The following is a 22,756-nucleotide window of genomic DNA, read 5'->3' on the forward strand; positions in this document are numbered from 1 at the left end:
GAATTTGCTTTGGAAGCCATTGTGCATAGTGGCTAAGACGAACGAATCAAAAGGAATTGCCATCGAACGCCTCACAAAAGAACGGACTGGGGTGATGCTGTCGAATCGATTGCCACACCATCGGTAGTAGTGCTGATCTGTTCGTGAAAGTCAACCGTATTTTCACGGCAGAAAACATATGCCGCTGCCGTGGGGAGCCACGCGATATGGTTCCCGCCTCCCGCCGAGGGTTCGTTTTGACCCTGTCCGCCGGCAGTAGTGTCGGCCTCGCTGGCTGTCTCTCTGCTCCGGAAAACCAGAATAGCACATCAACGGATACAGAGAGTGAACCCGACCCCTCGGATGACTCCGTGCAATCGCTTCCCGACTTCCCCGAAGATACTGCTTCGGATGACTGCCCACCGTTCGATGACGCCGACCAGGTCGCCTGCTACGATGCCGTTGATCCCGAGTCAATTCCGCTCGTCTTGATTCCGGAAACCCAGTCCGTCCAGCCGAACGAGTCGACTGATTTCACGCTTCGGAACCGCAGCGATCAGCAGTTCAATACCAACATCTATGCCTGGCAACTGTACAAGCGCGTTGATGGCGAGTGGTACTACGTCATGCCGCAGGAGTCGATACAACCGCTGACACCGCTGGAAGCCGGCGATGATCATACGTGGACTGCAACGGTCGAGACCGGGCGTGTCAGTGATGGCGAGCCTATCGAGGAACTGAGATATGACGAACCACTTACCACGGCTGGTCTCGGTGGCGGACACTACGCGTTTGGGATAGATGGTTGGTTCACAGCCGGCTCCACTGAGGAATCCATCGCGGTTGCGGCAGGGTTCGAGTTAGAGACCGATCCACTCGAATTGGCACCGACCTCGGCGATTTCCGAAACCGAGTGGAACGGCGAGACGCTTGTCGCACGGTCGACTCGCGGCGAGCCTGACGACGACAGCGATCAACCCGAGTGGTATATTCTCGAACGAATTGAACAAGCAGACACCACTCCGGAGCGGGTCATCGTTGAGCAGGTCGTTCGCAACCACCAGTTACGCGACGCCATCGCGCTGAGTCGGAACTACGACGCAAACCGTGTCCGGATAGAGGAATTCAGCCGAGCCCATCCGCCGTTTGGAATCGACGATGTCCGTTACTACGAGTTTCAGGGCACCTACTACCGGGTAACGACGACAGAAGGGTCGTCGTAGTTTCAGGTTCGTCTTACTACCCGAACGCTATTGCGTGACGATGGCGTTCTGATCGCAGCGCAGATTGGACCGGAAGCTTCTCAAGAGACTTTCATCAGCGAACTGTACGCCGTTCACGCGCTTGATACGAGTCACAACAATATCCAAGTCGAGGCAGTTCCCAGTCATACACATGAGCCAGACGATCACGGTCGAGGGGATGAGCTGTGCGCACTGTGAGGAAACCGTCGAGGACGCCCTCGAAGCGGTCGACGGCGTGACCGAGGCCCGCGCCGACCGCGAGGCAGCGACCGCCACCGTTGAGGGATCGGCCGCGAGCGACGACCTCGTTGCTGCGGTCGAGGATGCGGGCTACGAGGTATCGGCGTAGGTCTGATTTCTGACAGGTTCGCGGAACGGGTTTTGGTTACACCCTGTTTTCCCTGTGGATGAAATTGCTTGTATTTCAGGGTTCTGTGTGGTTTATGCTACCATACTACTCCTCAACCTTTAACAGCGTTCCACCGGTACCGACTGGTGGAGGAATTACCTATGAGCTACGAACTCGACCCCCTTCCATACGACTATGACGCCCTCGAACCGCATATCAGCGAACAAGTCCTGACGTGGCATCACGACACCCACCACCAGGGCTACGTCAACGGCTGGAATTCGGCCGAAGAAACCCTCGAAGAAAACCGCGAGAGCGGCGACTTCGGCTCCAGTGCCGGTGCGATCCGCAACGTGACCCACAACTCTTCGGGTCATATTCTGCACGACCTCTTCTGGCAGAACATGTCGCCGGAGGGCGGCGACGAGCCGTCCGGTGCCCTCGCGGATCGGATCGAGGAGGACTTCGGCTCCTACGAGGNNTGGAANGGCGAGTTCGAAGCCGCAGCCGGCAACGCTTCCGGCTGGGCACTGCTCGTNTACGACNCNNTCNCGAANCAGCTTCGTAACGTCGTNGTCGACAANCACGACCAGGGCGCGNTNTGGGGNNGNCACCCNATCCTCGCNCTNGACGTCTGGGAACACTCCTACTACTACGACTACGGNCCNGCCCGNGGNGNCTTCGTCGACGCGTTCTTCAACGTCGTCGACTGGGAGGAACCCAGCGCACGCTACGAACAGGCCGTCGAGCTCTTCGAGTAATCGGGCGTTCACTTCATTTTTTGGGACGCTGACGGCATAGCGATAGCTCTCAGCTGCTAGTGCCAGCCAGCAGCGTTTAGACCGATTTTACTCCCGACCTATTGGAATTCCCTAAATTATAAATACTGAACGAACGTTCGTTCGGCCGCGGAGAGGAACATCAATGGTAGACACATACGTCGGCTCAATCGATCAGGGGACGACCGGAACCCGCTTCATGGTCTTTGACCATGACGGGCAAGTCGTCTCGCAAGCGTACGAAAAACACGAACAGATCTATCCGGAACCCGGCTGGGTCGAACACGACCCGATGGAAATCTGGGAGAACACGAAACTCGTCATCAACGAGGCCCTCGACAAAGAGGGACTTGACGCCGAACAGCTCGACGCGCTCGGCGTCACTAATCAGCGCGAGACGACAATCGTGTGGGACAAAGAGACCGGCAAACCAGTGCACAACGCGCTGGTCTGGCAGGACCGTCGGACGACGGACCGCGTCGAAGAGATTCAGGACGAGAGCACGGACACGCTGACCGTCGAAACCATCCGCGAGAAGACGGGCCTCGAATGCGACGCCTATTTCTCGGCGACGAAAACCGAGTGGATCCTCGACAACGCGGATCCGATCAAGCTCCAGCGATCCCGACCACAGGATGTCCGCGAGCGAGCTGAAGACGGCGAACTCCTGATGGGAACGATCGACACGTGGGTTATCTACAACCTCACTGGAAATCATATCACCGACGTGTCAAATGCATCGCGGACGATGCTCTACAACATCGAGGACCTCGAATGGGATGACGAACTCCTCGAAGAGTTCCGCGTGCCTGAGTCCATGCTACCGGAAGTCCGACCATCCTCGGACGACGATACGTACGGTTCCACTGACGCCGACGGCTTCCTCGGCGCCGAAGTGCCTGTCGCGGGCGCGCTCGGCGACCAGCAGGCAGCCCTGTTCGGCCAGACCTGTTTCGACGCTGGCGACGCCAAGAACACCTACGGGACCGGCTCGTTCATGCTCATGAACACCGGCAACGAAGCTGTTCCGTCCGAGCACGGCCTGCTCACCACCATCGGCTTCCAGCGAACCGGCGGCGACGTCCAGTACGCACTCGAAGGTGCGATCTTCATCACTGGTGCAGCCATCGAGTGGCTCGAAGACATGACGCTCATCGAGGATGCTGCCGAATCCGAAGAACTCGCCCGCAGCATCGACTCGACTGACGGCGTCTACGTCGTGCCCGCCTTTACCGGATTGGGCGCGCCCCACTGGGACGGTCGCGCACGCGGGACGATCGTCGGCATGACGCGTGGCACCCGACGCGAGCACATCGTTCGTGCCACGCTCGAATCCATCGCCTACCAGACCAAAGACGTCGCCGAGGCAATGGTCGAAGACGCAGACATCGACCTCTCGAGCCTCCGCGTCGACGGTGGTGCAGTCAAGAACAACTTCCTCTGTCAGCTCCAGTCGAACATCATCGGCACGGAGATCGTCCGCCCGGTCGTCGACGAGACGACCGCGCTCGGTAGTGCCTACGCCGCCGGCCTCGCCGTCGGCTACTGGGACACCCTCGACGAACTCCGCGACAACTGGCAGGTCGACCGACGCTTCCCCGTCGACGAAGACGCAAACATCGAAGTCAACTACGACCGCTGGAAAGATGCCGTTGAACGCTCCGAAGACTGGGCACAGGACGGTGGTGAATAATGGTTTCGCCAACGTTGCTTCAGTTCGGAGGGCTCACTGATCCGACACTGTTGCTTACCGCCTTTGCAGGCGGTGCCTTCGGTGCTGCCATCGGTGCACTGCCGGCGTTCATCTTCACCGGCTTCATGGTGATCGCAGGTGAGGCAGTCCGCGTGCTCGGTATCGATGGTGCCGAAGGCGCGTCGGTCACCAATGCTGGTGGTTTCACGAACGTCATCGGTTTCGGTCCGCTCTTCGGTCCGCACGTCGCCTTCGCAGGCGGTGCCGCAGCCGCGGCATATGCAGCCAAGCAGGGCTACATCGACGACGGAAAGAACATCCTCTGGGCTGCCGGTACCCAGAAGATCGACGTGCTCGGTGTTGGTGCTTTCTTCGGTCTCTTCGGTCACGCGCTCGTGACGATCTTGGTCGGCATCAAGTGGCCGACTGACCCAATTGCGACGACAGTGTTCGTGTCGGCACTTGTCCACCGTGTTGCCTTCGGCTACAGCATCATCGGTGAAGTCACCGGTGACGGGCTGTTCGATGTCGGTCCGTGGGAGCGCGACGAGGACGACGCACCCGGCATCTGGCTGCCATGGCAGTACAAATGGAGCGGTGTCGTCGCAATCGGTCTGATCGGTGGTCTCTTCGGTGGATACACCTTCCAGGCAACCGAGAGTGTCTTCATCAGCTTCGGTATCGCTGCAGCGAGCCTCGTGTTCCTGCAGGGTGGCACTGACAACATCCCGGTTACCCACCACATCATGTTCCCAGGTGCGTTCGGTACGATGGGTGCATCGGCCGGTATCGCCTCGGGGAGCCCGGCACTTGCGCTCATCTTCGGTGGCCTTTGGGGAGCCGGCGGTGCGCTCCTTGGTGAGGTCTGTAACCGTGTGTTCTACATGCACGGTAAGACCCACGTGGACCCACCAGCGTTCGCTATCGCACTGATGGGTATCCTCGCGGCAGTCATGACCGCGATTGGTGTCTTCGACGCCAACATCTGGTTTACCTTCGAGACGTTCCTCGGGTAAGCCACCGGCAGTCACCACACTCCTTTCACCCGTTTGGTGAGTTCGGAGCTGCTAACACTCGTCTTGTGACGGTGTTGGCTGACGTACTCTGGGTTTCCAGTCCCGTACACAGAGACAGATCGCACGACGGACGGTTCCTACGAAGACACAGCCATGACTCTCAAAGAGCGGATCGCACGCCGACACCGGACTACCGGCGACCTCCGGCTGGTGCTCGAATCCGATGCGCTGAACCCGATTGCGCATCCGGCTGAGCCGACCGGCCGAGAGGCCGTGATCGAACAGTTGCTCGATTGGCTCGCTCCGGTGTTCGATGGCCACTGCCCGGGCGACTGCTACGTCTGGGGACCGAAAGGCGCCGGCAAATCCGCGGTCGTCCGACCGCTGTTCGAGCAGTTGCGGCGATTGCTCGGCCGCAACGAAACCCATATCTACACGACGACGCGGACGGCACCCGATCCCAACGTGCAGTTCGTCTACGTCGACGCCCGGCGTGCTCAGTCGGCGTTCGCGCTGTTGCATACCGTCGTCGACACCGTCATCACGGAGTCGATCCCGCGACAGGGCGTCGGCAGCGATGTCATCATCGAACGGTTCGCCGACCACCTCGCTGAGACGAACCGACAGCTCGTCGTCGCTGTCGACCATGTCGGCGAACCCGAAACCATCTCGGCCGAAGCGGCCTTCGAGCAGTTCGACGCCTTCGGCGACGCGGTCGGCTGTCTCGCCGTCGGCCGGACGGAGCCGACCGACACCGTCGTCAGTAGCCGACCTGACATCGAGACGGTCCACGTCGACGCCTACACCCAGTACTCGCTGGCCGACGTGTTGACCAGCCGCGTCGCCGACGGCCGGCTTCGAACTGCGACGACGGACGAACAGCTCACCGCGCTGGCGCGGTGGGCCGACGGTGACGCCCACGACGCCCTCGCCGCGCTGTTCGTGGCTACCGACCGAGCGGCCAAGCGCAACGGATCGACCGTCACTGACGACGATATCGCCCACGCCACGGCAACGATGCCACGTCCGGAAGTCTCGCTCGCGCAGGTCCTCCTCCTGCCGCCCAGCCGCCAGCAGGTACTTCGTGCCCTCCTCGACGTACCGGAGAGGGATCGTTCATCGGTGGAAAACACGACTGCCGCTATCGCTGCTGACGATACTGTTGATCTCTCAGCTGGGACGCTCAAACGCTACTTATACGAACTCGCTGACGACGGGATCGTCGAGCGGGTACGCACGGACGGTTCGACGAGCGGCCGCCCGCCGAGCCGGATCGAGCCGCGGTTCCCGACGCGGGTGTTCCGTCGGCTCTATGACCGTGAGGAGCCGGTGTGACCCTTCCTGCGGACACTTAGCGCGTTTTTCAGCTCCTTCGCCGCCTGTGACAAGCTATTTCTCTCGCAATGGACTAACGGGTCCGTATGAGCGACGGGAGCGCGTCCAGCAGGGAGCCCACTAGCACGCGTGAAGCCATTATGCACGCGACTTACGACGCGTTACATAAACACGGATACGCTGGCCTCTCCATTTCGCGCATCGCCGAGGAAGGCGATTTCAGCAAGTCGACGTTCTATCACCACTTCGACGACAAAGACGATATCTTGCTTTCGTTCGCCGATTTCATCATCGTGCAGTTCGAGCGCGGGTTCGAGCTCGAATCGACTGGCGGCCCCGTCGAGGACCTCTATGTGTTTCTAAACTTCGCCCTCGGCACCCACCCACTCGCAGCGGACCGACCTGACTCCGTCGAACGGATGGGAGTCTGGATAGAACTTCGGTCGCAGTCGATTCACGACCCAGCGTTCGCCGAGAAGTTCACCGAGACGGCTGATAAGTACATCGACCACCTCACCGGGATCCTTGCGGAGGGTATCGAACAGGGCGTCTTCAACGATGTTGACGCCCGGAAGATGGCGACGTTCCTCCTCACCATCGTCGACGGTGCCATCCTTGAAGTGACGACGCGAACCGACGATCTGCGACCGTTGGTATGGGAAAAAATGGACGAGTACATCAGAGACAACCTCATTCGTGGCGACGTTGACATCGACGAGAGCGTCCTCACTGACGACTTCGAGTTGGCTGACGACGCAGAGTAGCGGGTTGGGACTCCGATTCCTCCAGTTGTCCGCACCGCGAGCCGTTGTCGGTTGAGTCATCGTCGTTCATGGATTCACTCACAGTGTGAGCCGTTCAGTTCCCGTTTCACCGTAATCCGTACCGTTTTCGGGGTCGGCACTGCTACTGCTACGTATGCCACGCCCGAAAGACGCTTTCGAGGATCTGTATCCGTGTGACTTCTACACGCCCGAGGAACTGCTCGACGACGAGATGATGTACTCCGTCTACGAGATCGCCCGCCTGCTGCAGGGACTTGAGGCCGACGCCGAGATCGACGAGGGCGTCGAGGACGTGTTGCTCGATTGGGCCATTCCATGGATCATGCGCAACTCCGAGGAGTTAGTCATCGCCGAACCACCGAACGAGGAGGAGCCGGGCTACTACGGACTCAAAAACGAGAGTGACGACGGTGATGATGACGCCGATACCGCCGGCAGCGACGACTAACCGATGAAACTACTCGTCGCCGGCGACGCCCGCGTCGACGCCGGCAAAACGACGTTCGCCGCGGGACTGCTCGCGGCTCTCGACAGCGCGGTCGGCTTCAAACCACGCGCCGGCAACGACTACTGGTACGATCACGACGACGCTGCGGCCGCTCTCAGCGACGGCCGCCTCTACGGCAAGGATGTCGCCACGATGGCTGCCGCTGGCGATACCGACCAACCCGAAGAAACGCTCAATCCCGTTCACCGTCTCTGGCGGCCAACCCCCGACCGAACCGGGATGCTCGGCGAGGCCGGCCAGACGTTCCTGATCGACCGCGTGACGACGCCCGAGGGTCTGCTATTTGTCGTCAATGGCGTTGCCGAACGCGAGGGGTTGCTCCCCAACCGCGTCGCCGAGTCGTTGCCGCTGGACGACGCTCCCCGCGTCGAGACTGTCGAGCGGTTCAACGACGTGATGACCGACCGCTATCTGCCGGCTTTCGAGCGCGTGACCGAGCGGATCGCCGCAACGACACCCGCGGTGGTCGAATCCTACGCCGACATCGCTCTCCCGGTCGCGGGAATCGACTTCGACGCGGTCGCCGTCGTCGGCCCGACACGCGTTCGGCTCTACGATGGCTCGCGGTATCTCAAGGCCCACGACGTTGCCAGCGGGAGCGTCCGCGAGGGCCAACTGGAGGAGCGCGTCGACCGCGTCGTCGAGATGATCGAGCCGGTCTCGACGCACACGCTCAGACCGCTCGACGACGACGAGCGAGGCGATTCCACCCGCATCGCCGACGCCTACGTGGACGTGTATGAAGCTCTGCTTGATATCGCTCTCACTGATGCGCCGGCCGCCCGAAGCCGGTAGCGGAATACACTTGTAGCCGGCCCCGGTGGAACCACCAACAGCCGCCATGCAGCAGTATCTCGACCTCGTCGCCGACACCCTCGCCGGCGGCGGGCACAAACCGAACCGCACCGGCGTCGACACGATTGCCTCCTTCAGCCAGCAGTACAAAATCGACCTGCAAGAGGGGTTCCCGCTGCTGACGACGAAGGACCTCTCGGGCTTTCGCTGGAACTCGCTNATCCACGAGNTNNNGTGGTATCTCTCCGGCGANGAGCANATCCGNAANCTCCGNGAGGAGACNGGCATCTGGGACGCCTGGGCCGACGAGCAGGGCCGTCTCGACACCGCCTACGGCCGATTCTGGCGGCGGTTTCCCGTTCCCGACGAGGGCCTCGACGGCGAGGCGTGGCCCGAGGACGATCACCGCTGGCGCAACGACGACGGTACCTTCGACCAGATTCAGTACGTCGTCGACACCTTGCAGGAGTCGCCGAACTCCCGCCGGCTTGTCGTCTCAGCGTGGCACCCCGCCAACGCCGCGGTGAGCACGCTGCCGCCGTGTCACTACACCTTCGTGTTCAACGTNCNNGNCGNNCNNCTCAACNNNCATCTCACCCAGCGGTCGGGTGACATCGCCCTCGGCGTCCCGTTCAACATCGCAGCCTACTCGCTTCTCACTCACGCGGTCGCNNANNNGACNGNCNTCGNGGTCGGCGAGTTCGGCCACACCGTCGTCGACGCGCACGTCTACTGCGGCNCCGGCGCNCGCGGCGACTGGTACGCCGANAACCTCGACCGNCTNCAGGANCGNCTCGCCGACGTAGACGACCGCGAGGAGTACCTTACCGTCCGCGAGTGGCTCGAATCTGAGGCACCGGACGAAACCGAGGAGACAGAGGGCTACGATCACGTCCCCGGACTCCTCACGCAACTGTCGCGTGAACCCCGATCGCGGCCGAGCATCGAGATCGCCGACAAACCGCTGGACGAACTCGACTTCGAGGACATCGAACTGACCGACTACGACCCGGCCGACGGCATCAGCTTCGCGGTCGCGGAGTAACGATGGCGGAGGACACTGCCGACACCGATGATCACGCCATCGACAGCGACGACCCACCGATCGCCCTGATCGCCGCGGTCGCCGACAACGGTGTCATCGGCGACGACAGCGAGATGCCATGGCACATCCCTGAAGACCTCCAGCACTTCAAGCAGACAACGATGGGCAACCCCGTGATCATGGGCCGCCGTACCTACGAGTCGATTGCTGCTCGGATCGACGGCCCGCTGCCGGGGCGGATGAACATCGTTTTGAGCCGGAGCGAGCCCGACCTCCACGAGTCGGTTGTCGTCGCCGACTCCATTGACGCCGCTGTCGCCGAAGCCGAAGCTGTCTGTGAACTCGACGACGACGCCGAGCGGATTTTCGTGATCGGCGGCGCGACCGTCTACGAGCAGTTCCTCGATCGCGCCGACGAATTGGTGCTGACCGAGATCGACGATGCCTACGAGGGTGACACCGAGTTCCCCGAGTGGGACGACAGCGCGTGGGTCGAGGTTCAGCGTGACGATCACGACGAGTTCTCGTTTGTTACCTACAGCCGTCGCTGACCGGGCGTCGTCGTCTGGCTCACCAGTCCGTCAGCCGTGCCGGGTAGCAAGGGTTTTTCCTATTCGGCACTTAAGAAGGGGTAGATGAATCAGTACGCAGTCGGTCGCCGATTCGGAGGAGAGCGATGAGAGGCAACGACCAGCAGGCCTACGATCGCGGCACGTCGCTGTTTTCGCCGGACGGTCGCATCTATCAGGTCGAGTACGCCCGCGAAGCCGTCTCCCGCGGCGCGCCCAGCGTCGGCATCCGAACGGCTGACGGCGTCATTCTTGCCGCCCAGAGCCGCGCGGGCTCGTCGCTGATGGAATCCGAAAGCATCGAAAAACTGCACAAGATCGACGACCACGTCGGCGCGGCCTCTGCAGGCCACGTCGCTGACGCCCGCCAGCTGATCGACTTCGCCCGCCAGCAGGGCCAAGTCAGCCAGCTCCGCTACGGCGAGCCGATCGACGTCGAAGCGCTTACCAAACGGCTCACCGACCACATCCAAGAGAACACCCAGCGCGGCGGCACCCGCCCGTACGGTGCGGCTCTGCTCATCGGTGGGATCGAAAACGGCGTCCCGCGGCTGTTCGCGGCCGACCCCTCGGGCACGCCCAATGAGTGGAAGGCAACGGTCATCGGTGGCTCCGGCGCGGATATTCAGGAGTTCCTCGAAGAGGAATGGGACGAGGACATCAGCCACGCCGACGGCCTCGCCTTAGCGGTTCGCGCGCTCCGCGTGGCAACCGACGAACTCGGTCCGAAGGAAGTCAGCATCGCTACCCTCACCACTGAGGAAGGGTACCGCTCGCTGACCGTCGAGGAGATCGAGGACGTCTTCGACGACGCCGATATCGACCTCGACGCTGACGGCGACGACGAAGACGACGAGTAAGCCAGCGGATCGCGCGGCCAACGCGGCCGACATCGCTGCCGACGAATATCTAGCGGGACCGACGGTTTTTCTATTCGGCGTGCCGTTCCGCCGACATGCAACCTCCGGACTCGGCGACAGTCGAACACATATCGATTTATCCGATCAAATCCCTTGACGGCCGGCCAGTCGAGCGTGTCGAAATCGTTACCAACGGCGGCCTCGCTGGTGACCGCGAGTACGCACTGTTCGACGAGGACGGCGACTACGTCAACGGCAAGAACGACCAGCAGGTCCATCCGATCCGTGCGACCTATGACGGCGAGACAGCGCGCGCAGCGGCGGTCACGCTGTCGACGCCGGCCCAAGAGCCGCGCCAGTTCGAACTAGGTGCAGTCGACAGCGACGAAACAGCCGCTCTCGCCGACTGGCTGCGCGAGTGGTTCGGCTACCCCGTCACGCTCGACCGCAACCGCGAGGGTGGATTTCCCGATGACACCACTGCCTCGGGGCCGACGATCATCAGCAAGGCGACGATCAACACCGTCGCGGACTGGTTCGACGGTATCGATGCTGCGGGCATGCGGCGTCGTCTCCGACCGAACATCGTTGTCAGTGGCGTGCCGGCGTTCTGGGAAGATCACCTGTTTGCCGAGCGCGACAGCCGTGTTCAGTTTTCGATTGGCGAGGCTGACTTCTTCGGCGTCAATCCCTGTCAGCGGTGTGTTGTTCCGAGTCGTGATCCGGATACCGGCGATGAGATCGAGGACTTCAACAAGACGTTCATCGAAAAGCGTCGGACCACGATGCCCGACTGGAGCGGCGGCGACTGGTTCAACCACGACTTCCGGTTGATGGTCAACACCGCAGTTCCGGAGACGAGTTGGGGTGAAACGATCGCTGTCGGCGACGAATTGACCGTCGGCGAGACGGTGACAGCCGACGACACACCAGTACCAGCCGAGTAAGATAGCCCTCGCTCAGCCGGTTCGGAACGAGAAATCGAGGCTCGGAGCCGAGTGCGTTAGCGAGCCCATCGAGATGATGTCGACGCCAGTGGCGGCGTAATCCGCCACGTCGTTGAGTGCGATGCCGCCGCTGGCTTCGGTCAGCACGTCGCCTGCGTCGTCCGCGTCGCTGAGGGCGTCGACCGTTTCTTCGGTTTCGGCGGGCGTCATGTTGTCCAGCAAGACGATGTCGGCACCTGCTGCAGCCGCCCGCTTGGCCTGCTCGGCCGATTCGGCTTCGACCTCGATTTTTGTCGCAAACGAGGCGCGCTCTCGGAAGGTTTTGACGGCGGTTTCAAGTCCCATCTCGGCGATGTGGTTCTCCTTGATCATCACCATATGCGAGAGATCCAGCCGGTGGGTGTCGCCACCGCCGGCAACGACGGCGCGTTTTTCGATTCCGCGCAGGCCGGGCGTCGTCTTGCGTGTGCCGGCGATTCGTACGTCGCTAGCGACTTCGGCCGCGCGCTCGACGGCCTCGCGCGTTTTCGTGGCAACGCCGGAGGCGTGGCCTGCGAGGTTAACTGCGACACGCTCGGCGCGCAGCGTCTCGCGGGCGGGGCCGCTCGTCGTGAGCACGGTTTCGCCCGCGTCGACAGAGTCGCCGTCGGCGACCTCGCGGTCGATGTTGACGCCGAGATGGTCGAAAACGGCCCCGGCGGCGTCGATGCCGGCGGCGACGCCCGACTCCTTGGCGACGAGTCGCCCGGTCGTCTCGCCGCGCACGTCGTTAGTCACGTCGTGGTGGCCGATATCCTCCTGGAGCCACCGGTCGATCTGACTGGCCGTGAGCATCAGTCCCCGTCCGTCGCTGTCGCCGTTGATTCGGTTTCGCTCGCCGCCTCGTCAACGAGATAGTGACAGCCGACGCTCTCGTCGTTCTCGCCGGCGGCGTTGGCGATCAGAATGGCGACGACGGTCGCGTTCCGGAGTTCGTAGAGCCCGCGGGAGGTCCGCGTTCGGGTGTAGGCGTCGACCTCGCCTTTGAGTCGCCGGAGGACGCCCCGCGCGCTGTTGATCCCGCTTTTCGTTCGTCGGAGGCCGAGTTCACCGCTGACGATCCGGCGCAGTCGGTGGAATTTCTCGCCAGCGAAGCGGTCCGGTAAGGCGGGATCGCTGTTCTGGAGCCGCTGGTATTCGATCTTCTCTGGCTCGAAACCTGCCGCATCCCGGCCAGCGCGGAGCCCCCAGACGAGGCCCTCAAGCAGACTCGTCGAGGCGAGTCGGTTCGCGCCGTGGACGCCGGTGTGGGCACACTCGCCGACCGCATAGAGGCGGTCGAGCGTCGCGCGGCCGTGGCCGTCAACGGCGACGCCACCACAGAGGAAGTGTTCGCAGGGCGCGACCGGAATCCCGTCGGCGGGGTCGATCCCGTGATTGGCGCATTTCTCGGCGAGGTTCGGAAACGCCTTGTCGAAGGGTTCGGCCAGCGGGCTGACATCGAGCGTTACGCCGCCGGTCGCGTCGATCTCGTCCTGCACGGCGCGGGCGACGACATCCCGTGGTGCGAGTTCGGCGTCGGCGTGATAGTCGGGCATGAATCGCTCGCTGTCGGCGTTGCGAAGGAGGGCTCCCTCACCGCGAACCGCCTCGCTGAGGAGGAACGGTTCCTCCACATCAGCGGCGGTCGGATGGAACTGGACGTACTCCATGTCGTCGACTTCGGCACCTGCCAGAAACGCCATAGCGATGCCGTCGCCGGTCGAGCCCGGCGGGTTGGTCGATTGCTCGAAGCAGTCGCCGATGCCGCCGGTGGCGAGGACGGTTGCGCCGGCGAAAACGGGTTCGCCGTCGGGTTCGGTATCGAGCAGCGCGCCGTGGACGCGGCCCTCGTGGCGGAGGAGTTCGAGCGCGGCCGTCGATTCGAGGATTTCGACGTTGTCGACCTCGTCGAGATGCGAAAGAAACGGCCGGAGGACGTGCTGGCCGGTCGCGGCGTCGACGTGGAGGATGCGGTCCTCGGAGTGGGCGGCCTCCTGTGCGAAGTCATACTCCGCGCCGAGGGTGTCGAAATCGACGCCGAGCGTCTCGATCAGCACATCGCGGACGGCGTCGGCGGCGTTTCGAACGAGTACATCGACCGCCTCGGGATCGGCCACCCCTGCGCTGGCATCGATGATATCCTCTTTGAGCGAGTCGGGGTCGCCGCGGGTGGTGGCGATCCCACCCTGTGCCCAGTCGGAAGAGGCGTCTTCGGGCTCGCTGGCCTTCGTGACGAGCAGTACCTCCTCGCCCTTTCGTGCGGCCGCGAGGGCGGCCGCACAGCCGGCGATCCCGCTGCCGACGACGAGCACGTCAGCTGTTCGTGGCTCTGCGTTCGACTCCGCGCCGGCTTCGTCGGTCGATTCGGTTGCCATCTTAGAGTTCCAGCATCCGGTCGAGGGCGACGCCCGCGAGTTCCTTCTCCTCGGGAGCGACCTCGATGACGTTGTGTTCGCGGCCCGCAGCCAGCTCTTCGAGCACCCACGTCAGGTAGTTCGGGTCGATCTGTCGCATCGCGTCGCAGTCCATACACGCGTCGCCACAGAGCGGCACCACGTTCACATCGTCGTGCCAGCGGTCGAGGTGTTTGGCGAGGTGGATCTCGGTGCCGATGGCCCACGTCTCGCCGGGGTCGGCTTCCTCGACGACTTCGGTGATCGTCGCCGTGCTGCCGACCAAGTCGGCGGCTTCGACGACCTCGCGGCGACACTCGGGGTGGACGACGACATTGGCGTCGGGGTGTCGCTCGCGCACGTCGGTGATGTGCTCGGCGGTGAATCGCTCGTGGACTTGGCAGTAGCCGTCCCAGAGGACGATCTCGGCGTCTTCGAGTTCGTCGGCGTCCTTCGCTTCAGGATCCCACGGGTTCCACTCGGCGATGGAATCCTCCATCCCGAGGCGGTGAGCCGTGTTCTCGCCGAGGTGTTTGTCCGGGAGGAAGAGCACCTTGTCGCCGCGCTCGAAGGCCCACTCGAAGGCCTTGTGGGCGTTCGAGGAGGTACAGACGAGGCCGCCTTGTTCGGCGCAGAAGGCCTTCAGGTCGGCATACGAGTTCATATAGGTGATCGGGATGATCTCGCTGTCGGGGTCGGCGGCGGTTATCTGCTCCCATGCGGCGTCGACCTGCAGGGCTTCGGCCATGCCGGCCATCGGACAGGATGCCTCCATACAGGGGAGGATGACCGTCTGGTCGTCGTCGGTGATGATGTCGGCTGATTCGGCCATGAACGTCACCCCGCCGAAGATGACGTACTCGGCGTCGGCCTCGGCAGCGTGTTTACTCAGGGCGTAGGAGTCGCCGATGAAGTCGGCGTGTTCGACGATCTCCCGTCGCTGGTAGTTGTGGCCGAGGATGACCACGTCGTCGCCGAGTACCTCAAGAGCGGCTTCGATGCGTGGTTCGCGTTCGGCTTCGGTGAGGTCGCGGTGACTCGACGGAAGCTGTTCGAGATTGTCGTATTTAAAAAGGCTCAGCTCCGTGTCGAACGTCGCTGTTTCCATGTTGGCCATAGGGTCGAGTCCTTCGGGTATTCGTACGAGGGTGCCTGTATTGAAGAGGTTTTCTATTCAATACCTTATTTCGGGTGAAGATGTTCGTATAACCCGGATTGCGGCGGGATTGCGTTCTACAGTCACCCGGTTCGTCACCGCCTCGCACGCGGCGGGCGAAGCGCAACTGTTTTGATACCAACCCGGCTACCGACGAGTGCGTTCGCAGGAATGCGGTCTGCTCTGGTGGTGTAGTCCGGCCAATCATATTACCCTCTCACGGTAATGACCGGGGTTCAAATCCCCGCCGGAGCATTTTCTGCCTCGATTCTTCTTCCGAGAGCGTTCGGTGTTGTCAATGCCGGCAAACGACACGACAGTGACACGTGACCGGTGTATTAAATGCTACTGAGTCCGAAGCACGTGGCACCGAGCTAACAATGACCGATACTACCGACGCTGACGACGGTCCTCGATGTGACTGTGGACGACGGATTCCGCGAGGGATTTCTGCCACCGCAAAATGTCCGCAGTGCCGCCGCCGGTAGCAGCAGCCGCACTCTGAACTGCCCGTGACGGATGCCAGCCGCTCCGTGACTCGGTAAGATTCCCTATTTGCTCCGTTCGCTGAGAGAAATCGATTCTCCTCGCAGTCACCCTGCTTAGTTGCGACGCCACCGAACAATGAGCGTGATGCACAGCACCGTGAGCGCGGTGACAAGCGCGGTGATCAGCGTCCCGCGTGTGCTGGCCCCGCCGATGGCGACTGTGGTGCCAGCGGCACCGCCGATCAGTGCGGCACTCCCGGCGGCCGCGCCGATCCCGATACAGCAGAAGCTGATGAGGCCGACGAGTGAGAGCGCGCCGAGCACTGACTCGTCGTCGCTCATACCATCACCTCCATCGTGAGGACAATGAGGCCAACGATCCCGAAGACGACTCCCAGCCCGGACTCCATCAACTCACTCGGGAGATGCTTCCCGACATGGGTGCCGACAGTGCCACCAACGAGGACACCGGGGATCGACCAGGCGACGACGTACCAGACCGGCGTCGCCGTCAACGCGTGGACGGCCGCGCCAGCGGCGGCGGCGATAGCGAGGACAAACACGCTCGTCGCCACCGCGACCCGCGGCGGGAGGCGACACCGGACGATCAATTGAGTGGTGACGATCTCCGGCAGCCCCGCGCTGATCAGGCCAGTGATGAAGCCGCCGATGGTCGACAACGCGACGCCCGGTGGTCGCCAGCACGTTTCGTAGCTGTATTGTGCTCCATCCGTCGCTTCGATCGTGGTCACTCCACGGCCCTTGTTCTTCCGTTCTAAGAACGCGTTCTCTGCATTCCCAGGGACCGCGTTTTCGGGCGGGTCGTAGTAGAGGAGGAACCCACCCAGGACCACGAGTCCGGCCCCGAACGCGAGTTTCAGCAGTCGGGGCTCGATGTAGTGGGCGGCGAACGCGCCCACAACGACCGCCGGCACCGCCCCAGCGAGCAGGTATTTCGCCGTGTCGTAGTCAACGACGCCCTGTTTGACGTAGGATCGCAGTCCGTTGCTCATCCCGAACAACTCGGTCAACAGCCCCGCGCCGACGGCTTCTGCCGGTGTGAGCCCGACAACGAGCAGGAAAAACGGCGTGAAAAACAGCGCGCCCGAGACGCCGGCTGCCAGTGCGATCGTCGAAAACAGGATCGCTGCCGGAAAGACCCACCAATGGGCGACCAGCCGGTCGACAGGGACCGTTGTCGCAGCTTGTGCCACCGTTTCAGTGGCCGACACTGTGATCGTGAACAAAAACACCCCCAGTGTCGATACTGCGAGGATCGTCCCGACCGATCGCCGCGTCATTGGCTGTGCATCATTCGATAGAATATCGCTTCACTCCGTCTCGGATACGTTCCTATCGTCCTGTGTCCGACGAGTTATGGAACGTAGTGACAGGCATCGTCTCTGCCGTCCTCACAGACCCGTTCGAGCGTGTGACACGCTCGGTCGTTGCCCTCGACGCATTCCTTTCGGAGGAGTGCCATTTCTTGTCGTTTCATTTGTGAACGTCTATCACACTCTATACGGGAGATCGATTTATAGTTAGGTTCGTTGTGTGGTGTGGACGCATCACCGTCGGCCGGTGATCCGCGACGTAGCCGCTTTCGTCGTCTCTTGGCCGCCTCAGACGTGTCGCCGCCTACTCGTTGACCGATTCGAGGCGGTCGGTAACGACGATCTCGCCGCGGGAGGTCAGATGGAGTTGCCCGTCGTCTTTCGTCACCAGTCCCTTCTCTTTGAGACTCTGGAGGAGGGCTTTTTGTTCGGTTTCGTCGCCGGTGATGACCGCATCGAGTGTTGCGTTGCCGCCGGCACTGTACAGCGAGACAAGGGCTTGGGTTTCGGTGTCGCTGACGTCGATATTCTTCACGTCGTCAACGACTTTGCTGTAGTTGAGTCGGATGAACTGGCTGAGGAACTTCAGCTTTCGTTGGCTGAGCAGCGAGATGAACGTCGTCAGCGTGGTACTGCCGGCGGCGTGATCGATCGAGAGCGTCGGCCGCGGTTTGTCGAACAGGTCCCGCGTTTCGTGTTCGAAGCCGATCACCGACTCAACGTTGATCGTCGCCGTCTGGTCGTCCTTGCTGAGCGTGATCGCCGACTCTTCGAGATCCAGCACCATCTTGTGCGCCGAGGCGTCGGTGATGCGTCCGCCGCGTTTCGCCGGGTGTTTGGCGATCACGGTCTGTTTGCCGATCAGGAGTTTGAACAGCAGCGTGCGGAACTTGGCGATCGTCTGGGTGTTGCCGCCGACGATGGCTCGTTTTTGATTGCCGTTGCGCTCGTAGGCGATAGCGATGGCCTCTTCGAGGAACTGCGAGACGCTGGCGGCGACGGAGCCGGGGTTCGTGCTGATAATCTTCGAGAGGAAGATCACTTCCTTGCCCTCGCCTGTCACCAAGACCAGTTGCTCGCGGTTGAGGAGGACGCGCCCTTTGACCGGTTTGAGCTGATCGAGGTCGTCCGTGAGGAGCTTTCCGGTGAAGTCGGCGACGACCTCCTCACTCATGGCCCGCCGTTTGCACGGATGGATATTGGGTGTTTTGTCTCATTCGTTGACGCGTTCGGTTGGTATCGGAAATCCCTGCCGGCGATTAGCTCCGTCGACGGTCGTCACTCGTCCTGATAGGCGGCCCGCAGGAACGCGACGGCCGCGCCGAGCATGGCGAGGTTGCCGAAAAACGCCAGCCGCTCGCCGCTGCGATCGTCGGGGTCGGCGTTCCAGAAATCGTGCATCGTTGGCGTGACGACCGCCAGAAACGTAGCGACCGCGCCCGTTGCCAGCCGCGGAAACCGCCACAGGGCAGTCCCGAGCCCACCGACGACCATCATCCCCGACGCCAACGGGGCCATCAGTTCCGGAAACGGGACGCCGGCCGATTCGGCGTACTCGATGGTGTCGTCCATCTCTCGGAAATCCTCGCTGGCCTGCAGTGCAACGCCCAATCCGAACAGGAGCCGCCCGACCGTCGACAGCGACGATCCGGTGTCGGCCGTGGAATCGCTCATACGGAGTGGACAACGGCCGGTCACAAAAACACTGAGGCCGACCCACTACCCTGTGTCTCTATCAACAGATAGAATCTAACATAGTTAATCAATACGATGCTAAAAGTAGAGTAAATAGGCAACTTAGATGAGAAATAACAAAAAACAAACGCAGTTCACGACAAAAAGTGTCTGTTTGAACTCGAATATTAGGTCGACAGAAACCCGTTTATATGTGTAGTGTTACCATACCAATGCCAACAGTATGAGACACGATTACGATCTCCCACCTGACTGGGATGCATTGACTGCCGAGGAGAAATCGCGGTGGATGACCCAAGAGCGGTGCCGCCGACAGGCCATGCAACAAGGAACGTCGCCGTCAAAGAAACTGAAAGCCGAAACCCGGCGACGCGACCGCGTACTGGCCGCTCGTGGCTACGAACCGGTGAAACAGAAACGGTAGGCGACGCCAGCCGGTCGCCACGTCGCTCTCGCTCACACTTCGGCGCAACCGACCGCGTCGAATGTCACAACCCTTTCGAGGCTCACGCCGCTTGTATTTTTCATGTCGGCCGACGACGACAACGGTGGGTTCGCCGATGTCCGCGAGGAGGTCGACGGCCACCCGATGGTGGGGCTGTTGCGGTACGCCCGCGCCTACTGGGGCCGCCTCGCACTCGGCATCGGCTCCTCGATCACGACGCGGCTGGCCCGTCTCGTCCCGCCGATCATCGTCGGGGCAGCCATCGACCGCGTCATCAATCAGTCGGCCGAGCCGGGACTGCTCGCCGATCTCGGCCTCGTAACTGCCGCACCGGCAACGACGACCGCCGCCAGACTCGGCCTGTTGCAGCGACTCGCCCTGATTGCAGTGATCGCGTATCTCGTTCGCTCGGTCACTCGCTTCGCCGAACGCTATCTGCTTGAGGCGACCGCCCAGAAGATCCAACGGGATCTCCGCAACGACACCTATGACCACATGCAGCGGCTCTCCTTGGACTTCTTTGCGAACCACCAGACCGGCGCGATGATGTCGATCCTCAACAACGACATCAATCAGTTGGAGACCTTCCTCAGCCGGGAGACCCGGCAGATCATCCGCGTCGTCGCCACCGTCGGCGGTATCGGAGCGGTGTTGTTGGTGATGTCACCACCGCTCGCGGCGATCGTCCTGATCCCGGTGCCGATCATCGGCTACGGGAGCGTGCGGTTCCTGACGTGGATCGAACCCAAGTACAAGGAAATACGGGAGAGCGTCGCCCGCCTGAACTCCCGACTCGAAAACAACATCAGCGGTGCGAAAGTCATCAAAGCCTTCGACCGCTACGGGTTCGAGCGCGAACGGGTCGGCGACCAGAGCCAAGCCTACCATGACGAACAGATTGCGGCCCTCAAAATCCGACGCGGTTTCTTTGCGACGATTCGGCTGTTTACCGGACTTGCGTTCGTCGGCGTCCTCTTGGTCGGCGGCGAGATGGTGATCACCGGCGGCTACACGCTGGGCGCGCTGTCGCTGTCGAGCGGGATTACGGCCGGGACGTTCACGATGTTCTTCCTCTATTTGCGGCGGATGTACAGCCCAATGCGGCGGATCGGCCGAACCGCCAACCAGTACCAGCGGGCGAAATCCAGCGCGGAACGCGTTTTCGGTCTGTTGGGCCATGAGCCGACGATCACGCCGCCGGCCGATCCCGTCACCGAGCCGATCCGCGACGGTCGGGTTGCTTTCGATGACGTGACGTTCAGCTACGAGGGCCGCGGCGAGAATGTCCTCTCGAATATTTCGCTCGACGTTGATGCGGGCGAAACCATCGGCCTCGCTGGCGAAACCGGGGCCGGGAAATCGACGCTCGTGAAGTTGATCCCGCGGTTCTACGATGTGGATTCGGGTGCCGTCAGCGTCGATGACGTTGACGTACGCGAGTACGACCTCCAGCATCTCCGCCGGCATGTCGGCGTCGTCGAGCAGGACCCGTATCTCTTCTCGGGCACGGTCGAGGAGAACATCGCCTACGGCGACCTCTCAACGCTCGATGGCGAGGGGATCGACAGCCGGATCGTCGACGCCGCTCGCGCCGCGGAGGCCCACGAGTTCATTGCCGACTTACCGGATGGCTACGAGACACAGATCGGCGAGCGCGGCGTCAAACTTTCCGGCGGCCAACGCCAGCGGCTCTCGATCGCCCGCGCGCTGTTGAACGATCCTGAGATCATCATACTCGACGAGGCGACAAGCGATGTCGACACCGAAACCGAGGAGCTGATTCAGGCGAGCCTACGGCGGCTGATCGCCGACCGGACGGCGTTCGTCATCGCCCACCGCCTCTCGACGATTCAGGACGCCGACCGGATCGTCGTCATGGCCGACGGCGAGATCATCGAGGAAGGCCCTCACGACGACCTCCTCGCAGCCGAGGGTGCCTACGCCGATCTCTGGGAGGCCCAAACTGACGACGACGATGATGCGGCCGAGCTCCCTGCACTCGACGACTGAGAGACGTACTCCGGCGAGAAAATCAAAAACAGCGAGAGAAGCGTGGGGATTAGACCGAGAGGCCGCTGCGGGCTTTGACTACGTCGAGAGCTTCGGCGTCGATGGTGTCGACGTCGAGCCAGTTGGGGACGTATTCGCGTTTCTCGAAGGTTTCGCGTTCGTCTTCGGTGCCGATGGTACACCAGAGTTGGACTTCGTCGGGGCCGTGCCAGTCGCCCTGTCGCTGGATCGAGAAACAGACCTTCTCTTCCCCATCGTAGTTGATGATGGCGTCCTTGCGGATCCCGGGGTCGCCCTTGACGATGAGCATCTGCATACTCGCGCTTGGCGTGGCCCGCTGTTAATGGCTTCGGTGCGGCGTCGTCGGTGGTGTCGCTGCGGCATCGATTCCGTTGACTTGCTGCGTCGTCGTCGAGACCGTCATCTTTAGGTCGCCGCTGCCGAACCCTCGGTATGGATCTGTTGCGGCAGTCGCTTCTCGACGCGCCGATCATCGAAAAGGGGGAGTACGAATATTTCGTCCATCCGATCAGCGACGGCGTCCCGATGTTACGGCCCGAGCTGCTCCGGGAGATCGTCATCNNNATCATCCGGAAGGCNGANNTCGANNACGTCGACAAGATCGTNACGCCNGCGGCGATGGGNATCCACATCTCNACGGCCGTCTCGCTGATGACNGANATNCCNCTNGTNGTCATCCGGAAACGCTCCTATGGACTGGAGGGTGAGGTCTCGCTGGCGAAACAGACGGGCTACTCCGAGTCGGAGATGTTCATCAACGATGTGGAGCCGGGCGACCGCGTGCTCGTCCTCGACGACGTGCTCTCGACCGGCGGGACGATGGCGTCGATCCTCGACGCGCTGACCGAAATCGGCACCGAAATCGCGGATGTCGTCGCCGTCATCAAGAAGGCCGGCCCCAACGAACTCGACGAGACCGACTACCACGTGAAGACGCTGATCAACGTGACTGTCGAGGACGGCGAGGTCGAAATCGTCGACCCGATGGGTGACGACTGATCGCGTCGGTGCTGTCGCCCTCGGGCGGCTGTTTCGCAACCCTTATTTCTGCAATCCCGAAATGAAGTAGTAGCCAGCGACGGCGTGCCGGAGTAGCTCAGCCTGGCAGAGCGAATCCTTCGTAAGGATTAGGCCGAGGGTTCAATTCCCTCCTCCGGCTTGATATTTACTGTGCCTCAGTTGAGAGCGATCTGTTTTGTTAAGTTTTGACTGGCTGTTAAGTGATTTAGTTTGTTTGTGATCCTCGCTGGTGAGAGTAAGCCGCATTAGTTTTTCTGACGGCAAACGGA

General features: G+C 62.0%; 22 protein-coding genes, 2 tRNA genes and 3 pseudogenes. 18 read left to right on the forward strand and 9 right to left on the reverse strand.

The window, feature by feature from the left end; translation table 11 throughout:
- Nucleotides 1–206 precede the first annotated feature (206 nt).
- The 13 genes and pseudogenes from EGH24_RS04640 (at nt 207) to EGH24_RS04700 (ending at nt 11,904) form a co-directional block, all read left to right on the forward strand.
- Entirely contained in the window at nt 207–1,202 is a 996-nt protein-coding gene (locus tag EGH24_RS04640; protein WP_142979001.1) for a hypothetical protein, read from the forward strand.
- Between the two features lie 172 nt (nt 1,203–1,374).
- Entirely contained in the window at nt 1,375–1,572 is a 198-nt protein-coding gene (locus EGH24_RS04645) for a heavy-metal-associated domain-containing protein (RefSeq protein ID WP_142979002.1), read from the forward strand.
- Between the two features lie 161 nt (nt 1,573–1,733).
- Nucleotides 1,734–2,333 (forward strand): annotated as a pseudogene (sod, locus tag EGH24_RS04650) (superoxide dismutase).
- 163 nt (nt 2,334–2,496) lie between these two features.
- Complete coding sequence (glpK, locus tag EGH24_RS04655) at nt 2,497–4,044, forward strand: glycerol kinase GlpK (protein ID WP_142979003.1); 1,548 nt, start codon at nt 2,497–2,499, stop codon at nt 4,042–4,044.
- Nucleotides 4,044–5,060: a hypothetical protein gene (locus EGH24_RS04660; protein WP_142979004.1), complete on the forward strand. Its 1,017-nt coding sequence runs from the start codon at nt 4,044–4,046 to the stop codon at nt 5,058–5,060. The genes glpK and EGH24_RS04660 overlap by 1 nt, the downstream gene beginning before the upstream one ends.
- Before the next feature lie 153 nt (nt 5,061–5,213).
- Nucleotides 5,214–6,395 (forward strand): Cdc6/Cdc18 family protein, encoded by a 1,182-nt coding sequence (locus EGH24_RS04665; RefSeq protein ID WP_142979005.1) that lies wholly within the window; start codon nt 5,214–5,216, stop codon nt 6,393–6,395.
- Nucleotides 6,396–6,481: 86 nt separating this feature from the next.
- Nucleotides 6,482–7,159, forward strand: a complete 678-nt coding sequence (locus EGH24_RS04670; RefSeq protein WP_142979006.1) for a TetR/AcrR family transcriptional regulator — start codon at nt 6,482–6,484, stop codon at nt 7,157–7,159.
- 154 nt (nt 7,160–7,313) lie between these two features.
- Complete coding sequence (locus tag EGH24_RS04675) at nt 7,314–7,628, forward strand: DUF5827 family protein (RefSeq protein WP_142979007.1); 315 nt, start codon at nt 7,314–7,316, stop codon at nt 7,626–7,628.
- Nucleotides 7,629–7,631: 3 nt separating this feature from the next.
- Nucleotides 7,632–8,483, forward strand: a complete 852-nt coding sequence (locus tag EGH24_RS04680; RefSeq protein WP_142979008.1) for an ATPase — start codon at nt 7,632–7,634, stop codon at nt 8,481–8,483.
- Between the two features lie 46 nt (nt 8,484–8,529).
- A pseudogene (gene thyA / locus EGH24_RS04685) lies at nt 8,530–9,528 on the forward strand (thymidylate synthase).
- 2 nt (nt 9,529–9,530) lie between these two features.
- The gene (locus tag EGH24_RS04690) at nt 9,531–10,079 is read left to right on the forward strand and encodes a dihydrofolate reductase (RefSeq protein WP_142979009.1); all 549 of its coding nucleotides are present in this window, start codon (nt 9,531–9,533) and stop codon (nt 10,077–10,079) included.
- A 125-nt stretch (nt 10,080–10,204) separates the two neighbouring features.
- A complete protein-coding gene (psmA, locus tag EGH24_RS04695; RefSeq protein WP_142979010.1) occupies nt 10,205–10,957 on the forward strand; it encodes an archaeal proteasome endopeptidase complex subunit alpha in 753 nt (250 codons plus the stop codon).
- A gap of 95 nt (nt 10,958–11,052) precedes the next feature.
- The gene (locus EGH24_RS04700) at nt 11,053–11,904 is read left to right on the forward strand and encodes an MOSC domain-containing protein (protein ID WP_142979011.1); all 852 of its coding nucleotides are present in this window, start codon (nt 11,053–11,055) and stop codon (nt 11,902–11,904) included.
- A 12-nt stretch (nt 11,905–11,916) separates the two neighbouring features.
- Here the strand turns inward: EGH24_RS04700 and nadC are convergent, their stop codons facing one another.
- Genes nadC through nadA form a run of 3 tightly spaced genes read right to left on the reverse strand, consistent with a single transcriptional unit; the run spans nt 11,917 to nt 15,435 of the window.
- The gene (gene nadC, locus EGH24_RS04705; protein WP_142979012.1) at nt 11,917–12,738 is read right to left on the reverse strand and encodes a carboxylating nicotinate-nucleotide diphosphorylase; all 822 of its coding nucleotides are present in this window, start codon (nt 12,736–12,738) and stop codon (nt 11,917–11,919) included.
- On the reverse strand, nt 12,738–14,300 hold the full coding sequence (locus EGH24_RS04710; protein WP_142979013.1) for an L-aspartate oxidase: 1,563 nt from the start codon (nt 14,298–14,300) through the stop codon (nt 12,738–12,740). Before EGH24_RS04710 ends, nadC begins: the two co-directional genes overlap by 1 nt.
- A gap of 1 nt (nt 14,301) precedes the next feature.
- A complete protein-coding gene (nadA, locus tag EGH24_RS04715; protein ID WP_142979014.1) occupies nt 14,302–15,435 on the reverse strand; it encodes a quinolinate synthase NadA in 1,134 nt (377 codons plus the stop codon).
- 219 nt (nt 15,436–15,654) lie between these two features.
- Here nadA and EGH24_RS04720 point away from each other — a divergent pair.
- Nucleotides 15,655–15,729 (forward strand) — tRNA-Glu (locus EGH24_RS04720).
- A gap of 347 nt (nt 15,730–16,076) precedes the next feature.
- Here the strand turns inward: EGH24_RS04720 and EGH24_RS04725 are convergent.
- From EGH24_RS04725 to EGH24_RS04740, 5 genes are all read right to left on the reverse strand, one after another.
- A complete protein-coding gene (locus tag EGH24_RS04725; RefSeq protein WP_142979015.1) occupies nt 16,077–16,304 on the reverse strand; it encodes a hypothetical protein in 228 nt (75 codons plus the stop codon).
- Nucleotides 16,301–17,263 carry a sulfite exporter TauE/SafE family protein gene (locus tag EGH24_RS04730; RefSeq protein ID WP_142979016.1) on the reverse strand — a complete coding sequence of 321 codons (963 nt, stop codon included), beginning with the start codon at nt 17,261–17,263 and terminating at the stop codon, nt 16,301–16,303. Before EGH24_RS04730 ends, EGH24_RS04725 begins: the two co-directional genes overlap by 4 nt.
- A gap of 74 nt (nt 17,264–17,337) precedes the next feature.
- Nucleotides 17,338–17,460, reverse strand: coding sequence for a hypothetical protein (locus tag EGH24_RS15755; protein ID WP_281284929.1), 123 nt, complete (start codon nt 17,458–17,460; stop codon nt 17,338–17,340).
- Nucleotides 17,461–17,600: 140 nt separating this feature from the next.
- Nucleotides 17,601–18,470, reverse strand: a complete 870-nt coding sequence (locus EGH24_RS04735; RefSeq protein WP_142979017.1) for a CheF family chemotaxis protein — start codon at nt 18,468–18,470, stop codon at nt 17,601–17,603.
- A 104-nt stretch (nt 18,471–18,574) separates the two neighbouring features.
- Nucleotides 18,575–18,970: a DoxX family protein gene (locus EGH24_RS04740; protein ID WP_142979018.1), complete on the reverse strand. Its 396-nt coding sequence runs from the start codon at nt 18,968–18,970 to the stop codon at nt 18,575–18,577.
- Nucleotides 18,971–19,214: 244 nt separating this feature from the next.
- On the opposite strand from EGH24_RS04740, the gene EGH24_RS04745 reads away from it, so the two are divergent.
- Both EGH24_RS04745 and EGH24_RS04750 read left to right on the forward strand, forming a co-directional pair.
- Nucleotides 19,215–19,415, forward strand: a complete 201-nt coding sequence (locus EGH24_RS04745; RefSeq protein WP_142979019.1) for a hypothetical protein — start codon at nt 19,215–19,217, stop codon at nt 19,413–19,415.
- Nucleotides 19,416–19,517: 102 nt separating this feature from the next.
- Nucleotides 19,518–21,446, forward strand: coding sequence for an ABC transporter ATP-binding protein (locus EGH24_RS04750; protein ID WP_142979020.1), 1,929 nt, complete (start codon nt 19,518–19,520; stop codon nt 21,444–21,446).
- Between the two features lie 49 nt (nt 21,447–21,495).
- Here the strand turns inward: EGH24_RS04750 and EGH24_RS04755 are convergent, their stop codons facing one another.
- Complete coding sequence (locus tag EGH24_RS04755) at nt 21,496–21,762, reverse strand: HAH_0734 family protein (protein ID WP_142979021.1); 267 nt, start codon at nt 21,760–21,762, stop codon at nt 21,496–21,498.
- Between the two features lie 137 nt (nt 21,763–21,899).
- Here EGH24_RS04755 and hpt point away from each other — a divergent pair.
- Nucleotides 21,900–22,466, forward strand: a pseudogene (gene hpt, locus EGH24_RS04760) (hypoxanthine/guanine phosphoribosyltransferase).
- Between the two features lie 86 nt (nt 22,467–22,552).
- A tRNA-Thr gene (locus EGH24_RS04765) sits at nt 22,553–22,626 on the forward strand.
- Nucleotides 22,627–22,756: the final 130 nt, after the last annotated feature.

The sequence above is a fragment of the Halonotius terrestris genome, from assembly GCF_006861665.1.
Lineage (GTDB): Archaea > Halobacteriota > Halobacteria > Halobacteriales > Haloferacaceae > Halonotius > Halonotius terrestris.

Bases quoted from the DNA above. Each gene is read 5' to 3' on its own strand.
- EGH24_RS04640 (WP_142979001.1), top strand. From the start codon at position 207: ATGGTTCCCGCCTCCCGCCGAGGGTTCGTTTTGACCCTGTCCGCCGGC.
- EGH24_RS04645 (WP_142979002.1), top strand. From the start codon at position 1,375: ATGAGCCAGACGATCACGGTCGAGGGGATGAGCTGTGCGCACTGTGAG.
- glpK (WP_142979003.1), top strand. From the start codon at position 2,497: ATGGTAGACACATACGTCGGCTCAATCGATCAGGGGACGACCGGAACC.
- EGH24_RS04660 (WP_142979004.1), top strand. From the start codon at position 4,044: ATGGTTTCGCCAACGTTGCTTCAGTTCGGAGGGCTCACTGATCCGACA.
- EGH24_RS04665 (WP_142979005.1), top strand. From the start codon at position 5,214: ATGACTCTCAAAGAGCGGATCGCACGCCGACACCGGACTACCGGCGAC.
- EGH24_RS04670 (WP_142979006.1), top strand. From the start codon at position 6,482: ATGAGCGACGGGAGCGCGTCCAGCAGGGAGCCCACTAGCACGCGTGAA.
- EGH24_RS04675 (WP_142979007.1), top strand. From the start codon at position 7,314: ATGCCACGCCCGAAAGACGCTTTCGAGGATCTGTATCCGTGTGACTTC.
- EGH24_RS04680 (WP_142979008.1), top strand. From the start codon at position 7,632: ATGAAACTACTCGTCGCCGGCGACGCCCGCGTCGACGCCGGCAAAACG.
- EGH24_RS04690 (WP_142979009.1), top strand. From the start codon at position 9,531: ATGGCGGAGGACACTGCCGACACCGATGATCACGCCATCGACAGCGAC.
- psmA (WP_142979010.1), top strand. From the start codon at position 10,205: ATGAGAGGCAACGACCAGCAGGCCTACGATCGCGGCACGTCGCTGTTT.
- EGH24_RS04700 (WP_142979011.1), top strand. From the start codon at position 11,053: ATGCAACCTCCGGACTCGGCGACAGTCGAACACATATCGATTTATCCG.
- nadC (WP_142979012.1), bottom strand. From the start codon at position 12,738: ATGCTCACGGCCAGTCAGATCGACCGGTGGCTCCAGGAGGATATCGGC.
- EGH24_RS04710 (WP_142979013.1), bottom strand. From the start codon at position 14,300: ATGGCAACCGAATCGACCGACGAAGCCGGCGCGGAGTCGAACGCAGAG.
- nadA (WP_142979014.1), bottom strand. From the start codon at position 15,435: ATGGCCAACATGGAAACAGCGACGTTCGACACGGAGCTGAGCCTTTTT.
- EGH24_RS04725 (WP_142979015.1), bottom strand. From the start codon at position 16,304: ATGAGCGACGACGAGTCAGTGCTCGGCGCGCTCTCACTCGTCGGCCTC.
- EGH24_RS04730 (WP_142979016.1), bottom strand. From the start codon at position 17,263: ATGACGCGGCGATCGGTCGGGACGATCCTCGCAGTATCGACACTGGGG.
- EGH24_RS15755 (WP_281284929.1), bottom strand. From the start codon at position 17,460: ATGAAACGACAAGAAATGGCACTCCTCCGAAAGGAATGCGTCGAGGGC.
- EGH24_RS04735 (WP_142979017.1), bottom strand. From the start codon at position 18,470: ATGAGTGAGGAGGTCGTCGCCGACTTCACCGGAAAGCTCCTCACGGAC.
- EGH24_RS04740 (WP_142979018.1), bottom strand. From the start codon at position 18,970: ATGAGCGATTCCACGGCCGACACCGGATCGTCGCTGTCGACGGTCGGG.
- EGH24_RS04745 (WP_142979019.1), top strand. From the start codon at position 19,215: ATGAGACACGATTACGATCTCCCACCTGACTGGGATGCATTGACTGCC.
- EGH24_RS04750 (WP_142979020.1), top strand. From the start codon at position 19,518: ATGTCGGCCGACGACGACAACGGTGGGTTCGCCGATGTCCGCGAGGAG.
- EGH24_RS04755 (WP_142979021.1), bottom strand. From the start codon at position 21,762: ATGCAGATGCTCATCGTCAAGGGCGACCCCGGGATCCGCAAGGACGCC.